This window comes from Marinobacter sp. DS40M6 (assembly GCF_028581595.1).
GTDB lineage: Bacteria > Pseudomonadota > Gammaproteobacteria > Pseudomonadales > Oleiphilaceae > Marinobacter > Marinobacter salarius.
In genome coordinates this window covers 1-13369 of the sequence record NZ_JAFCAE010000003.1, presented here as the reverse complement: position 1 = coordinate 13369, position 13369 = coordinate 1, and the positions used below count along the sequence as shown (strand labels likewise).

Here is a 13369-nt window from a genome sequence, read left to right as displayed (position 1 = left end):
GTTTAATTCGGGATTTATCTAACTACAGTAGTAAGCCACTTCTGATTCCCAACGGGTAACTCGGTCTTCAGCGTCTCTTCGTTCACTTTGCTGGTAGCCACGCCTAAGCAACAGGTCTAGTTCGCTTTCGTATCTCTGAAGAACGATCTTCGCTCTCCGGCAAGACTGAGATTCCGACGGGCTCTGCCGGGAAGTAGGAGCATAGTCCACGTCAGCTTTGTGCCCTGCCCTTTCCTCATCAATCTGCTCGAGCATCTTCCTCTGCCGGTCAGTGACCATCGTCCCTGTTTTGCTCTCTCTAATCTCCACCTCCTCCTGCTGACCAGGCGGAGGCTGCGTGCCAAAGTGAACATTCCCGTTTTCATCGGTCCACTTATAAACCTGGCCATAAGCGGTTGATGCGAGGAGTAATAAGAGGGTAAAGAGAATGCGCATGGATTACCTCCGTGTAACGTTTTGTAAAACCATAGCACATCAATTCTTGCTGTGCGCCTCAAGCCACAGCCGCCAAAGGCTCACTTCCGTTTCGGTAAGGTAGCCCTCTGGAAACACATCAGGCCGGATTTCGAACAAAAACCGGCCCTTGCGATCCGCCAGGGCTAGGCTGGCTTGGATGTCTGGCTCTTTCCAGAGGGCTTTCGCTTTACCTGGGCAACCTTCCCTTGGCCAGTCAGGTTGTAGATATGAACCGTAAGCTCCAAGAAATCCATCGGGTACGCATCGGCGATGCGAACCACATCCTGAATCTTCAAACTCGGCTTAAGTACCGCCATCTGTACGTGAGACAGCTTCTTAGCCAGGGCTTTCGGGGTGCCATCACCAAGTCCCAATCCATCAAGCAACCCCTTCGCTCTTTCAGATTCAGTGCCCGCCAGTCGCTCTGCGACTTCCAACAGTAGCTTGCTGTTGTCCGCTTCCTGGTCGGCTTTAGCCAGCTCTTCGGCGGTTAGGCCGCGCACCTGAAAGACAACTGGTAGTGCCTTAGTCTCTTCACCTTCTCCCTCATACCCACCAAAGCCGCTGGCAGTGAGCCCAGAAAGCGGGACATCCTCCACCCGCTCCTGGAACTTGGCCTTTCTGAAATTGGCCAGGTCAAAATTGCTCACAGCGAGACCTCTTTGCCCTTCTCATCCACGTTGATGGTGCAGCTCGCAACGATGTCACCACCGGCCGGGAAGGTCCGAGCAATGGACAGCACGCCCTGTTCAATGAAGTGCTGCGGCCGGTTCTTGTCCGGATAGAAGCGGAAGTAAAGGTTTTCACCCTGAACAGAGGCGATGGTGTCACTGATGCCATCAGTGAGATCCACACTGAACGTAGCGTTGTTCAGGCTCTGAGAACGGGAGTTCTTCACCCGGGTGTAGGTCTGTTTACTGGATGAAGAATATCCAACCTCAGAAGGCACGAAGTCGTAGGCATCGAACGCTTCGATGAACTCCGGAGTGGCAAAACTCGCATAAACCCCTTTTGCCACCTGACCAGTATGGATCTTCTTCAGCGCCGAACTGAAGCTAACCTCACCGCTCACGTAGTCAATGGTCGGGATGGGGAACACCGCACTTTCCATGTGGACGTTGACCAGCTGGAAGATCTCGCCCGCTGCAACAGCACCAGAGCTCCCGCTGCTGAGGCGCACCTGGGAAAGTTCAATCGAACCAACCGGGATTAGCGGAGGCCCGCCGGCATCTGCTCGGGTTTCAGAGAACCCGGTACCCTCGGAACCAGCGATCGCTGTTACATCACCAGCACTGTCACAGACAATGCTGTTGATGATATGCGTATCCGAGGCGGCCCGAGTTACAGAAACACTCGCCTGGGCGGCCACAGCCAGTTCAACACCGGAAACAAAGGCGGTGAATGCTGCGATCGCAACTGCATCGCTGCCAGCAGCTGGCGTGCAGGCGGCCCCAGTGACCACGCCATCAGGCCGAACAACAGGCGCAAAGCCCGCAGCCTGCGACCAAAGTTCCTCACCGGACTCAAAGGTTTGAGCATCGCCGGAATCAGACAATGCAGTCATGGGAAAGGCGTTCTGCCCGCCTTCGAATTCGAGCAGCGCGTTATCTGTAGACATGTGGTTTCTCCTGGTTTTCGAGCGCCACCGGGCGCGGGGTTTGTCTGTTCGGGAGTGTTACTCGTAAGGGGTGGTATTGCTGGTCTCGTAAACGATCTGGAAGGTCACCAGAATGATCATTTCCGTTTGGCCCGGGTCCGGGGAATCCAGAACCGAATCCGTATAATTGATGTGCTTGCACAGCCCGCCAAGGGTGTGGGTATCGTTCAGGGCGTTGTCCAGCATCGATGCCAGCATCTGGTTACCCTGTACGCTGGGGTTAACTGTAAAGTCCCGTTTTGCCATCTCCCCAACATTGAGCGTCAAGGTCATTTCATACTTGCGGTATTTCAGTTTCTCCGCTGTCTCCGTGGGATCCCAGAGTACCCGCATCGGCAGATCTTCACGGCTATCAAGCTGCTGGCCACGTTCAGCACCCAATCGGTCAGCGAAGGCCTGAACGATCTGTTCACGAATACTGTCCGGCATTAGAAGCCCCTCAGAATGGCGTCAATTTCATTTTCGAATTGCTGCATCTGGTATAAGGCCAGCGGCCCGGCGATATCTTCTTTCACATCGGTGAACACCTGGGACAGTGAAGGGCCATAGAACACCTTGATCCTCCCGCCAGCACTGCCGATTTTTGAGCGCCGGCCCACAATCGCGACCCGGCCGGACGTACCTGGTAACACCATGTAGAAGGGCTTGCCCTGTATCTCGCTATCGCTGGCCAGTACCTTGGCGCCACCAGACGGCTTGACCTTCACCCGGATCCCCCGGGGCGGGAGCGGCGGAGGTTTCAGCCAACTCGTCTTGTCACCGGCAATACTGGTATCCGTGGAAAAGCGAGACAGCAAAAGGCCCCGGGACGGCGTGGAAATCTTCGCCTGCAGGTTTTTCTGTGACGCCTTGGTGATCGTCATCAGGCTCTTTACATAGGCCGCATTGAGCCGAACCTGCTTCCGGATCTCCTTGCTGGATTCCGTCCGGCTCTTCGTGACTGTCTTGTTCAGCGAACGGGCATGAGCACGGGTGGCTCCATCTGAGAACTTTGCCAGCAACGCCCGCACTTCCTGCAGGCTGCTTCGATCAACTCTCGCTTCCATACACCCAGTGCCTCGTCACATAGCCGTCATCGGTGATCAGGCCGTCAAACACCCAGGTGGCGCTACCGACAACAACCTTGTCACCACGCTTGGGCCTGGCCACATACACCTTCCGGATTTCCAGTTCATCGCGGTGCGTTGGCAAGTTGCTCTCGAAGGCCTGGCGTTGCTCAACCTGCAGATCAATGATCACCCTCACCTCGAAAGGCGGATTGGTGCCATCGTCGTAGAGGCCAGCGTCACCGAACTGATCATCAATGGCGGACTCAAGCCGGCCCGCCATTGAATCGAACTTACTCACCGTCAGTCGCCTGTGGCGCCGTCGCCGCCAGTCTCGTCGTCTCCTTCGCCTTCATCGGATGCGTCACCACTGGCATCAGGTGCGGCACCGGAAGCAAGAACCGGGCGGGAGTCTTCTTTGGCATCGTCTTCGATGACTCGAACACGTGTCTTGTTTTTCTTGATCTCAGCAGCCGTCATTTCGGTTTTGGTACCAGCCTTAATAACGGTCTTTGCGCCGGTGGTTTTATCCCGGTCTTCAACCCGCTTGATAAACACCACCTTGGTTTTCTTAGCAGCCATGTGATTCACCTTTCAGTTTGCAATTCAGATATGAAAAAGCCGGCACTACAGCCGGCTTAGATCAGCGTTTTAGTGCTGCGATTACGGAGTTGGCAGGACCTGGGCACACAGAGTTGCGTCAATCCGGCGCAGGATGGGGAGCGGCCCGGACTGAGTCATGATGTACTCAATGCCGGGATCGTCTGTGGTGAAGTTCTTAGGCCACATCTCCGTTTCCTGGTATTGCGCATTGGCATCCAGAATCGCGCCATAGGCGCGAACACCACTGGCACCCGCAGCGCTAACAATCACCACGTGGCCATAGGGAATGAAGTACTGCTTATTACCCTGGGAATCCTTGTACCAGCCCTTGTATTCCCAGAGTTCCGGACCAGTTTCGCCAAAGCGGCCACGATAGAACGCATCAGTTTCCGCAGGAGCCATCTCGAAGGTGGTTTCGGACCCGCGACGAGTACTAGCCAGTTCTTTGAACTCTTCGTCACCAACGGCGGCCCGGAAGGTTCCAGGGCCAAAGATCACATGAGTGGCCGGCGCTTCCAGGAGGTCAAACCAGTCCTCGATATCCTCCACTGGATTTGCAGTGGTCTGGTTCCATGCACCAGCACCCCCAGAGATATCGATCGTTAGGTTTGCATCACGGCGGAAGTCCAGCAGCTGCTCTGGATACTTCGGGCCAGAGACAACGACCTGGCCCGTCTGCAGTGCCTGTGAAAGCATCCACTCCTCACGGCGGCGAATTTTCTTACGATGAGTAGCGAGCAGGTCAACGCGGATAGCATCCGCACGCTGTTCAGGCGTCAGCGGGCCATTAAAGCCTTCACCAGGGCGACGTTCGAGCACGCGAGAGGGATCTACCACATCCTTCGGTTTGAGGTAGGGTGGCACGAATTTCCGGAGCTCTCCTCCTGGCTGCTGGCTTACCTGGCCAGGCACGTACGGGCTCACGAAAGGAGCCAGCTTAAAGTCCTCATCCCAGGCATCAAATGCAATTTCCTTGGTACCGAACGTCACGAATCCTGGGCAAAGCAGGTTCAGCAAGAACGGCATGAACGGATCCAGACGGCGGGTACCGTCCAGCAACTCAACGGTGCTGTAAGTCATGGGGTGATCTCCTCAGATCTGGTTAATCAGGTGATGCTGGTAACGCAGTGCTACCGGGCGATCACTCCGGGGTTACAAGTGAAATCGGGGTGCCATCGAAAGCAGCCAGTTGCTCAACTGCGCTCCAGCTGCTGTGGAAGCTCACCTGGGTTTTGTCCAGATCGCCGCCCTTGGCATAGACCACATTCATGGACGCACTGGTCGCGTCCGCGTCATGGTTCAAAACACCAACTGGAATCTGCGAACCATCCGAAGCATCCTGCTGGGATTCAACCAGGTTACCGGTCGCTGAAACCCGCCCGATCACGGTTCCACGTTCAAGGTTCTGTCCACTGGCGAGCGTGCCACTGTCGAATGCCACTAGCCCGCCGAGAATGAACGGGGCTGGCTGGTAAGGCACGAATGAAGAGCCTGCATAGATATCAGACATGATTGTTTCCTCTCGTTAAAACGGGTTGACGAACCGCCCGCCAGCGGCGAGCCGTTACGGTTCAGTGGACTTTCTTGCCGCAGCCAGTCGCAGCTGTATAGGCAGCCGCCAGTTTGGCCCCGCCTTTCAGCTCGCCACCCTCGCCTGCGCCATCAGCATCCGCGCCAATCTCCGGCTGCTTGGTGTTGTTCATGGCAGCGCTCAGAAGGCCACTTGGGCCAGATGCTTTCTGCTCCGGCACTTCAGCTGCAGCCAGAGCGGCCTTCGCTTCCTCAACCGACATCTTCGTGTTGAATGCGAAGTGTTGGGCCAGCTTGCTGCGGCCTTCCGCTTCGTCGCACTGAAGAATGCCGGAAATACGGGCCTGCTCAGCAGCGGCGGCATCAGTGGCCACCTTGTTGGTGTCAACAGTTTCCGGTTGCTCAGTGCTGGCGTCCGGGGCGGGGGCCGGTGCAGTTGCCGCCGGCTTGGTCTTTGATTCAACCGTCATAGTGCTAACTCCGATTGTCGTGGTGGTTTGGATGTAGTCAGAGAAGGCGGCCAACATGTCGTGGCCATTAATGAGCTCGTCCGCAAATCCAACATCGATCGCGTCCTGCCCGGTGTAGATGGCCGCCTCAGTGGCAAGCACATCCGATGCAGAAAGGCCGATATGAACGCCCACCATTTCCGCAAACTCATTGCGAAGACGGTCAGACTCGGCCTGGAATCTTGCGAGCACCTGCTCAGGCAAGTTTTCGTAAGGGTTGCCATCCACTTTGAAAGCACCCGAGTGGATCAACGTCACGTCGATACCGTTGGCTTTCAGCTGCTCTTCAAAACTGGCATGCATCATCACAACACCCACAGAACCTGTGCGGGCGCTAGTGGTGGTGTAGCGGTAATCGGTGGCGCTATGCAGGGCCATGCCGGCGCTGCAGGCCATATCGTAGGAGATCGAAGCGATAGGCTTCTCACCGCGCAATTCATTCAGCCTGCGGGCTGTATCAAAGCAGCCAGACACCTCACCACCTGGTGTATCCATGTCCAGCAGAATGCCGTTAACAGTGGGATCAGCCAGCGCTTCCTCTACCCGGGCAATGATGCCGTCATAGCCAGTCATCCCGGAGTACGGTTGCAGGTGGCCAAACTTATGCACCAGAGTGCCTGACACTGGGATAACAGCGATGCCACCCAGCACTTCATAAGGCCGGTTTCGCGGGCGATCCGATCCAAACGAATCAGCCCGCATCCTCAGCTTTTCCTGAGATTCAATCAGACCGAATTCATCCTGAAGGCTGGCAATGCCCAACCGGGGCGCCAGTGCGCCAAGAAATACCCGGGCATACCCAGGCTCCAGCAACAGCGGCTGATTCAGCACACGGGCTGCAATATTCTGGTTTCGCATAGTTTTCTCCGGGCATTAAAAAACCCCGCCGGGGCGGGGTCGCTGGTTAGATCTTCAACTAGAAAAAGTCGGGCTTTGCTATGGACCTGGTTAGGGCCATGAAACCTTTCTGTAGGTCCGTCTTACCAATCGCGAGCCAGCGACCGTCCGGAGGTGTCGAGCCATCCGCCCCGTTTGTCTTTACGCGCCCTTCGAGATCGGCGATAAGATCTCCCACCTCTGCAGCCTTCTCTTTAATCGCGTTCATCATTGCGATCTCCTGGCCGTTCAACTCTCGATATCCTTTGATCTTCCGGTGCTGATTATCCACAGTATCGTTCCTCCGAATTGGTTGCAGGGGCGGGACTCGAACCCGCGACCTTCGGGATATGAGCCCGACGAGCTACCACTGCTCCACCCTGACATAACTCACGTTGCGGCCACTTCCTCCGGTTCTTCCTGATCGGGGGCAAGCGCCAATGCCTTGACCCAGCTGGGCGGTGGCAGGCCGGCTTTACGCCGCTCATCCATCTCCCGCACTTGCTGGGCAAACACTTCCTGGTAATCCTCGCCCATCTTCGCCAGCTCTTTCTCATAGGTGGAAAGGCCAGACTCAATGAGCAAGATGGCTTCCTTCACTTCCTTCAGGCCATCGATCGCAATGCGGCCAGAGCCGATCCATTCACAGTTGCACCAGGAAGCCTTGGCTTCGTAGAAGGTCCGTGACGCGGAGCTCGGTAGGCGGATGCGCCCACTATCAATGGCCTCTTCCAGCCAGAGCGCAAACACCATCGAGGCAAAGCGGCTGGGAATGATCTTCCGGCGCCCCATGAAGTACCGCCAGCTTTCCATCATGCTGGCCCGGGCCGTGCTGTAGCTCAGTTGCCGGTAATCCTTCGTCAGCGATTCGCTGGATGTATTGGTGCCGGCTGCGATCCAGCGTGTAATAGACGATTCCAGTTCGCTGAAACCGTTGTCTGCATTGCCACTGGTGAGAAGGTTCAGGTTCTCGCCAGGCATCAGGTGGGGGATCTTCACACCGTTCAGGCGAATGTCCGCGCCTTCGTGGTAGTCCGCCAGCGTGCTCATGTAGTTGGTCAGTTTATCGGGACTGATATCACCGCCAATGATCTCCATGGCAGCTTCACTGCCCAGCTCGCTTTCAATCACCGCCGCGTACATCGCGTTCACGATGGCGTTCTGCAGCTTGGTCTGTTGCAACTTGCTCAGCTGGGGGAGCTGTTCCATAACGCTCAGGAACTGGTTTTCACCACGCGTTTGCCCATCGCCACGGGGTTCGAAAACGTGCAGGAACTGTTGCCGCCCCCAAGCCGTTTCCCGTGGCACAAACGTCCAGCTATTCCCCATCCCATCGGATAGGCCGTAGCCAGAGATGTCATGGTTGCGAACCCAGTACCCAGTGGCCGCACCAAAGCGGTCCACCCGAACGCCCGCCCGCTGGCTGTTGCTGTCCGGGCCATGGTGCGGGTTACACACGCGGTGATGGTTGACCAACTTGATAGCCGTGTTGAAGAGCGCACCAGGGCGATCCGTGATCCACTCAGCGGAGGCCATGCCCTCACCGGCGCTGGTATGGGTTGCCGTGATCTCACGGCACATCATCGTCAGGGTGCGCTTGCGCTCTGCATCCACGTAGCAGTTGATCGGGTCTTCCGCATACTCTGTGAACGCGTCCTCAACCTCTTTAGCGAAGGCCCGGGCGTCCTCTTCACTCATGCCGAGGGCCCGCCACTTTGGCTTGTAGCTCAGCCGGAACATGTGGCCAACGATGTTATCAACGTGCAGCTGCACACCGTTTTTGGCCAGGGCGTGGTTACGAACCAGGTCCTCTGCCCTTGCGTTACCCCGCTTCAGGTCTGGCAGGAGCGCAGCATCAGCGGTGCGCGCACGCGGATTCCAGCGCTGGAGCTGGCCACCAAAGCCCCCACCCGTGCCGGTGTAGCTCTCAGCCTTACGCATGGGCTGGCCAGTCGCATCCAAAAAGGTAATGTCAGGCGCTTTCACAGGATGAACCTCGCAGGCCCACGGCGGCGGCCGGCGCCACCAAGCTGGCTTTCCAGGCTGGCAATGTACGCGGCAAGGTCTCTTTTACTGGCCTGAGAGAATTCCACCATTCGTCCGTTGCGCTCAATCCGCACAACAGCCTGCCCAGTCAGCAGATTGTGGTATGCCTCCCGGGCTTCGAGCAGCTGGGTTTCAAGACTCATCGCATTCTCCGGGCAATATCAGCCAGGCTTCCGCCCTCGGAACTGGCCTTGGAAGTTTTTACGGGTGCCGCTGCCGGGCGCTCTTCAGCCACCCTGGTTGGCGCAGCGGGCGCCAGGAGGTCGCCCTGCTTCAGCGAAGCCTCGCGGGTGTCCCATTGATCCGGCTTGCGCACATGCAGTTTCAGAACACGGGCCGCGTGCAGCGCGTAGACCTCGCAGTCCAGCGCCTCGTTTCGAACACCTGATTTCTTCTGGTACACCTTGCGGCCCCCGCGTTGCCGTGACGGTGCCTTGATCTCACTCAGTACCTGGGTGAAGTAATCCGAGCGAACCTGGTCATAGAAGTGAATCCGACCCGCGCCGTGGCCTTCCAGTTTCAAGCGGCCAAAGAACAGGTCCTTCGCTTTGTGGGTACCGATGATGTGAACCTGAAGGCCGTATTTGCTGGCCTTCGTCGTCTTGTTGTTCAGGTCCACCTTCTTCGGCGGGCTGACAATTTCACGGTTCAGGTTGTTGGATTCACCCTTGCCGGCCATCACTTTCACGCCACGGCGCCGGCGCGATCGCACATAGTTGTAGATCGCATCGTTGGTCTGGCCGTCTGATGAGTCGATCGTTGCCGCCGATACGTGGATCGGGAAGCCCAGAGCATGCTGATACTCTCCGAAAATGTACCGGTCGAGCTCGTCATACACTGGGTCTTTCGGGTCAATGCAGGTGCGCGCGGCGGAGATCTCGCCCCAGAACACCAACCAGCTTTCCTCTCCCCGGCCCCAGGCACGAACCACAATGGCCAAACGGTCATGCTGAACGTCGACACCAACCGTCAGTTCCAATCCACCAGCTGGTACCGAGAACTCTGGGTACTCATCCGCCCTCTCCCGGAGCGTGTCTTCACCAGGTACATCGGTGCGGTATTCATAAGCCAGGCCAAGGCAACTGTTCTCGAAAACGATCATGTCGCTTTCGTCGCCTTGCTCCAGTTCCCTGCGGGCCTTCAGGTAACGCTCAACGAGCATGGCCAGCTTGGAACCCGGGAACGGGCTATAGAGCTCGTTGATGTAGAACCCAGCCACGCCACGGAACGGCTTCTGAGCCTTCCAATATCCCTTGCGAACATTCCGGTTTTTGTCCACGTCCCGCCAGGGCACACCACAGTGCGGGCAGACATACCGGGCGGTGCTGGGCTGCGCGGTACCAAGGATCTCGTCGGGCACCTCTGCCCCTTCATCCCACACCATGTTTTCCCATGCCAGGACATGCTCATCACCACACTCATGGCACGGCACCATGAACATGCGCTGATCACTCGCCTGAAAGGCCTTATCAACGCGGGACAATCCCTTGACCGTGGGCGTTCCGCCGAAGATCACCTTGCGGTATTCGTACGTCTTCGCCCGCTCCTCGAGCAGCTTGACCGAGTCGCCCTGCCCCCTGACGTTGGTGTTACAGTCGTCAGGCTCTTCGACACAGACCACCGGGGCGGAAAGTGACTTCACATTGTCGGGTGCGTTGGAGGCCACCAGGGCCAGGAATCCGCCCGGGAACTTCTTAAAGTCAGTCCGGTTGCCGGTGCTCCTGGACGTGGACACATCCACCAGCGGCCGCAGCACAGGTGATGCTTCCACCATCGGCACAAACTTCTGATCCAGATACTTCCGGATCGTCTTGTCCTTTGGGAACAGCAGCACGATTGGGCACGGATCGTTGTGGATCCGGCGGGCCAGGTAGTTGTTCCACACGCCGTCAGTCCACGCCACCTGGGCAGACTTCCGGCAGACCACCTCTTTAACCTTGGGATCGTCCAGCGCATCCAGCATGCCAGGCACCCACGGCGTGAGATCCGTGGAGTACTTGCCCGGCATCGGGCTGCTTTCTTGCGCAAGCCAGCGGTGGCGATTAGCCCATTCAGTTGAGCTGATCTTCTCCGGTGGCTCGAACTTCGCCAGCGCCTGTGCTATCACCCGCTCCAGGTTCGCTGCCAAGGCCTGCCAACTGGCGGAGGATTGATCGAGAATGCTCATTCAGAAGCTCGATATCGAGATCGATGTCATACAACGTATCGATCTCAGTCTTGAGTTTAGGGTTACCTGTCAGGACACCTGTCCTGATTGACAACACCACCTGTTCCAATCGAGCCCCTACCAGTGCCGCTGGCACCAGTTCTTTCATATCCTGCGCATAACCCAGCTCTTCCCGATCGCCTTTGATGCGCTCCAGGCGCTCACGCGCAGACTCGTGACGGGCGCCGTGTACCGCACGCTCCATCAGCCAGTCGTGAACATCCTGGGTGTCGTACTCGTTTGCCTGACCCCGGCCGCCAGCCTTGGCGATCGGGAAAGAATGGTCCTTCTGGTAAGCGGTGAACGACCTTTCGGAGATGCCGAAGATCTCAGCGAGTTCCCGCTTGTTGACTCGCTTACCCATCGCTAACTCTCTGATTCAAAACCAAGGAAGGAAGGCTAAGGGTGCGCTAAGTCTGCGAAAAATCCGCGAGTCTGCGCCCCCTCAGTGGAGCCACCTGCCAGAAGGACCCGTGCCAATCAGGCAGTGACCTTGAATTCAGCCGCCCCGCCCGTAGCAACGCACCGGATAGCGGTAACGGCGTTCACCATCAAAGAATCCGTGTACCCGCTAACATCGCCCTCCGCCCAGGGCTTACCCACTGCGGTTTCATTAAGAACAGCTGTGACATCATCCTGTGTGTATTCAACACGAGCGTTACCATCCGCCGGATCTACACTCACCAGCACGTGGTCGATACCGGGAGGGAGGAACAACCACTCCCCTGTAGCCGTATCCACCGTCTCATTGTGTAGGAAGCGCTGCCGGTGGACTGCTCGGTTGTTGGAGAACTGCTGGTCCTGCAGGTCTGGAGAGAGCGTCTTTGCCATGGGTTCACCTGAAGAGTGTTTGGTTAACTGATCCAGACAGCGAACGGAAAAGCGGCTGAAACAAGCCCCGGGGGGATGTAGCAACCGACTCCACCACATTGAGGGCGGCCGTCACAACGGTCTCATTACCGGCGCTATCGACGCCTGTTAGCGTCATCAAGTACTCACCTAGCGCGAGTTCCGGAAACTGTTGACTCCAAGATCCTGCCGACGGTGTGATGTTGTAGCTTGAACTGTGAGTGACATCGACTCCCTCCAGGTCAAGCACCAGACTATCCGCATCACCTGCACTGCCAGATGCAATTGGAGTGGTATCAGTTGTGTTCAGAGCTCCAATCGAGATAACCGGAGCAATGTCGTCGACGACCGTGACCTCGAACACGTCCTGGGTGCTTCCGTCTGCACTGAAGGCCGTGGCCGTCAGGTTGAACGGTGAAGCCGCGATATCGTCCTTGTTGGTGGTCCCGGACAGAACCGAACCGCTGAAAGATAGTCCAGAGTCGGCCGGTATCCCGCCAATACTGTAGGCCGCCGCCCCGGAGAAATAATCGTCCAAGTCGAGCGATACAACATCCTCCTCGCCAAGACTTAGATCCGGTATCGGCGTATCCAAGACAGGAAGAACCGCTGCCCGGGTAGTAGCAGACAGACTGGAGGACTCACTACCGATTGAGATCGAACCGGTTGCCTCCGACGAGAAGTCGTCAATGGTCCTGATTCTCGGCTTAACCAGGTCGCCGGCTTGCACATTGGTACTGGTAGCGCTGAACCCGCCATAGCCAGAGCCGGAATCCACCGCGTACTGAACATCGGTACCAGAGACAACCACGGCAATTTGTTCGCCGGCGTCAATGCCGCTCACCAGAATCGGATCGAACTCAACCCACTGGTCGAGCGCCTGGTTGGTCAACGGATCGACTGTGAAGGGGTCAGGGGTTGTGTCCACCTGCTCTTCAACAGTGATCGTCGCTGTCCACTGAGCCGTGGCGCCATCCGCGTATAGGATCTCAAGGGTTACCGTGTCATCACCCGTGAAGCCCTCATCCGGGGTGTAGATATCGTCAACATCGTTGCCCCAGAGGCTGCTGGTTTCAGCAGTAGCAGCATCAATGGTTCCGTTGCTTGGTGGCGTCACAATCCGAAAGTAACTGTCCTCCGTGAGCGACTGACCAGCGAAAAGGCTGTTGTCATCCACCGGCGAGTATGGCGCTGTGTACTGGTGCGTGATCGCGTAGGCCACACCGGAGATCGTGTCCGTCTCAGTGGCACCAGAGATCGTCACGTCATAGGTGCCCGCAGCCAGGGTTACCGGCATACGAACCTGAATCACATCATCGGCTGGATCGTTGTCAGGAATGTTCGGGAACGCCACACCGTCGATGTCACCGGAAGTGATGGACTCGGTGAAGTCAGAGACATTGATGTTGACCAGTTGCCCTTGGTTTACGGCGTTGTCGCCGTCTACGTTGGAGATTGTTGGCGTATCAGTCGGATATGTGACCGGCGCAAAATCCGTGTCTGCAGTCACCGTGCCAGACGGCGTAAGTACTAGGCCGCCCACCTGGTCGGTCCATGACGTAACATTGTCACTACCGTCAACAGCCAACCC

At 57.2% G+C, this 13369-nt stretch carries 17 protein-coding genes and 1 tRNA gene; all 18 read right to left on the bottom strand.

What is annotated here, in order from left to right; genetic code table 11:
- Positions 1–18: 18 nt before the first annotated feature.
- Positions 19–435: a DUF4124 domain-containing protein gene (locus JJO78_RS20585; RefSeq protein WP_443094025.1), complete on the bottom strand. Its 417-nt coding sequence runs from the start codon at positions 433–435 to the stop codon at positions 19–21.
- Between the two features lie 164 nt (positions 436–599).
- Positions 600–1106, bottom strand: a complete 507-nt coding sequence (locus JJO78_RS07675; protein WP_273623241.1) for a hypothetical protein — start codon at positions 1104–1106, stop codon at positions 600–602.
- Positions 1103–2074 carry a hypothetical protein gene (locus JJO78_RS07670; protein WP_273623239.1) on the bottom strand — a complete coding sequence of 324 codons (972 nt, stop codon included), beginning with the start codon at positions 2072–2074 and terminating at the stop codon, positions 1103–1105. Before JJO78_RS07670 ends, JJO78_RS07675 begins: the two co-directional genes overlap by 4 nt.
- A gap of 57 nt (positions 2075–2131) precedes the next feature.
- Positions 2132–2542: a hypothetical protein gene (locus JJO78_RS07665; protein ID WP_273623237.1), complete on the bottom strand. Its 411-nt coding sequence runs from the start codon at positions 2540–2542 to the stop codon at positions 2132–2134.
- Entirely contained in the window at positions 2542–3159 is a 618-nt protein-coding gene (locus JJO78_RS07660; protein WP_151982384.1) for a phage tail protein, read from the bottom strand. The genes JJO78_RS07665 and JJO78_RS07660 overlap by 1 nt, the downstream gene beginning before the upstream one ends.
- Positions 3143–3460, bottom strand: a complete 318-nt coding sequence (locus JJO78_RS07655) for a head-tail joining protein (RefSeq protein WP_273623236.1) — start codon at positions 3458–3460, stop codon at positions 3143–3145. The genes JJO78_RS07660 and JJO78_RS07655 overlap by 17 nt, the downstream gene beginning before the upstream one ends.
- A 2-nt stretch (positions 3461–3462) precedes the next feature.
- Complete coding sequence (locus JJO78_RS07650) at positions 3463–3741, bottom strand: hypothetical protein (protein WP_273623235.1); 279 nt, start codon at positions 3739–3741, stop codon at positions 3463–3465.
- Between the two features lie 81 nt (positions 3742–3822).
- The gene (locus tag JJO78_RS07645; RefSeq protein ID WP_273623234.1) at positions 3823–4842 is read right to left on the bottom strand and encodes a major capsid protein; all 1020 of its coding nucleotides are present in this window, start codon (positions 4840–4842) and stop codon (positions 3823–3825) included.
- A 61-nt stretch (positions 4843–4903) separates the two neighbouring features.
- Positions 4904–5272 carry a head decoration protein gene (locus JJO78_RS07640; RefSeq protein WP_273623233.1) on the bottom strand — a complete coding sequence of 123 codons (369 nt, stop codon included), beginning with the start codon at positions 5270–5272 and terminating at the stop codon, positions 4904–4906.
- Positions 5273–5333: 61 nt separating this feature from the next.
- Positions 5334–6659: a S49 family peptidase gene (locus JJO78_RS07635; protein WP_273623231.1), complete on the bottom strand. Its 1326-nt coding sequence runs from the start codon at positions 6657–6659 to the stop codon at positions 5334–5336.
- A 58-nt stretch (positions 6660–6717) separates the two neighbouring features.
- On the bottom strand, positions 6718–6969 hold the full coding sequence (locus JJO78_RS07630) for an Acb2/Tad1 domain-containing protein (RefSeq protein ID WP_273623230.1): 252 nt from the start codon (positions 6967–6969) through the stop codon (positions 6718–6720).
- Between the two features lie 18 nt (positions 6970–6987).
- A tRNA-Met gene (locus JJO78_RS07625) sits at positions 6988–7063 on the bottom strand.
- Between the two features lie 4 nt (positions 7064–7067).
- Positions 7068–8663, bottom strand: a complete 1596-nt coding sequence (locus JJO78_RS07620) for a phage portal protein (protein WP_273623229.1) — start codon at positions 8661–8663, stop codon at positions 7068–7070.
- Positions 8660–8866: a gpW family head-tail joining protein gene (gene gpW, locus JJO78_RS07615; protein WP_273623228.1), complete on the bottom strand. Its 207-nt coding sequence runs from the start codon at positions 8864–8866 to the stop codon at positions 8660–8662. The genes JJO78_RS07620 and gpW overlap by 4 nt, the downstream gene beginning before the upstream one ends.
- The gene (locus JJO78_RS07610) at positions 8863–10890 is read right to left on the bottom strand and encodes a phage terminase large subunit family protein (protein ID WP_273623227.1); all 2028 of its coding nucleotides are present in this window, start codon (positions 10888–10890) and stop codon (positions 8863–8865) included. Before JJO78_RS07610 ends, gpW begins: the two co-directional genes overlap by 4 nt.
- On the bottom strand, positions 10775–11293 hold the full coding sequence (locus JJO78_RS07605; RefSeq protein WP_273623225.1) for a terminase small subunit: 519 nt from the start codon (positions 11291–11293) through the stop codon (positions 10775–10777). Before JJO78_RS07605 ends, JJO78_RS07610 begins: the two co-directional genes overlap by 116 nt.
- A gap of 116 nt (positions 11294–11409) precedes the next feature.
- Entirely contained in the window at positions 11410–11760 is a 351-nt protein-coding gene (locus tag JJO78_RS07600) for a hypothetical protein (RefSeq protein WP_273623223.1), read from the bottom strand.
- Positions 11761–11764: 4 nt separating this feature from the next.
- On the bottom strand, positions 11765–13369 hold a 1605-nt coding region (locus tag JJO78_RS07595), incomplete at its 5' end, for a hypothetical protein (RefSeq protein ID WP_273623221.1).

What these genes read in the sequence shown, in the direction of transcription:
- JJO78_RS07665 (WP_273623237.1), bottom strand. Translation starts at nt 2,542, where the DNA reads ATGCCGGACAGTATTCGTGAACAGATCGTTCAGGCCTTCGCTGACCGA.
- JJO78_RS07600 (WP_273623223.1), bottom strand. Translation starts at nt 11,760, where the DNA reads ATGGCAAAGACGCTCTCTCCAGACCTGCAGGACCAGCAGTTCTCCAAC.
- JJO78_RS07635 (WP_273623231.1), bottom strand. Translation starts at nt 6,659, where the DNA reads ATGCGAAACCAGAATATTGCAGCCCGTGTGCTGAATCAGCCGCTGTTG.
- JJO78_RS07610 (WP_273623227.1), bottom strand. Translation starts at nt 10,890, where the DNA reads ATGAGCATTCTCGATCAATCCTCCGCCAGTTGGCAGGCCTTGGCAGCG.
- JJO78_RS07605 (WP_273623225.1), bottom strand. Translation starts at nt 11,293, where the DNA reads ATGGGTAAGCGAGTCAACAAGCGGGAACTCGCTGAGATCTTCGGCATC.
- JJO78_RS07670 (WP_273623239.1), bottom strand. Translation starts at nt 2,074, where the DNA reads ATGTCTACAGATAACGCGCTGCTCGAATTCGAAGGCGGGCAGAACGCC.
- gpW (WP_273623228.1), bottom strand. Translation starts at nt 8,866, where the DNA reads ATGAGTCTTGAAACCCAGCTGCTCGAAGCCCGGGAGGCATACCACAAT.
- JJO78_RS20585 (WP_443094025.1), bottom strand. Translation starts at nt 435, where the DNA reads ATGCGCATTCTCTTTACCCTCTTATTACTCCTCGCATCAACCGCTTAT.
- JJO78_RS07640 (WP_273623233.1), bottom strand. Translation starts at nt 5,272, where the DNA reads ATGTCTGATATCTATGCAGGCTCTTCATTCGTGCCTTACCAGCCAGCC.
- JJO78_RS07660 (WP_151982384.1), bottom strand. Translation starts at nt 3,159, where the DNA reads ATGGAAGCGAGAGTTGATCGAAGCAGCCTGCAGGAAGTGCGGGCGTTG.
- JJO78_RS07645 (WP_273623234.1), bottom strand. Translation starts at nt 4,842, where the DNA reads ATGACTTACAGCACCGTTGAGTTGCTGGACGGTACCCGCCGTCTGGAT.
- JJO78_RS07650 (WP_273623235.1), bottom strand. Translation starts at nt 3,741, where the DNA reads ATGGCTGCTAAGAAAACCAAGGTGGTGTTTATCAAGCGGGTTGAAGAC.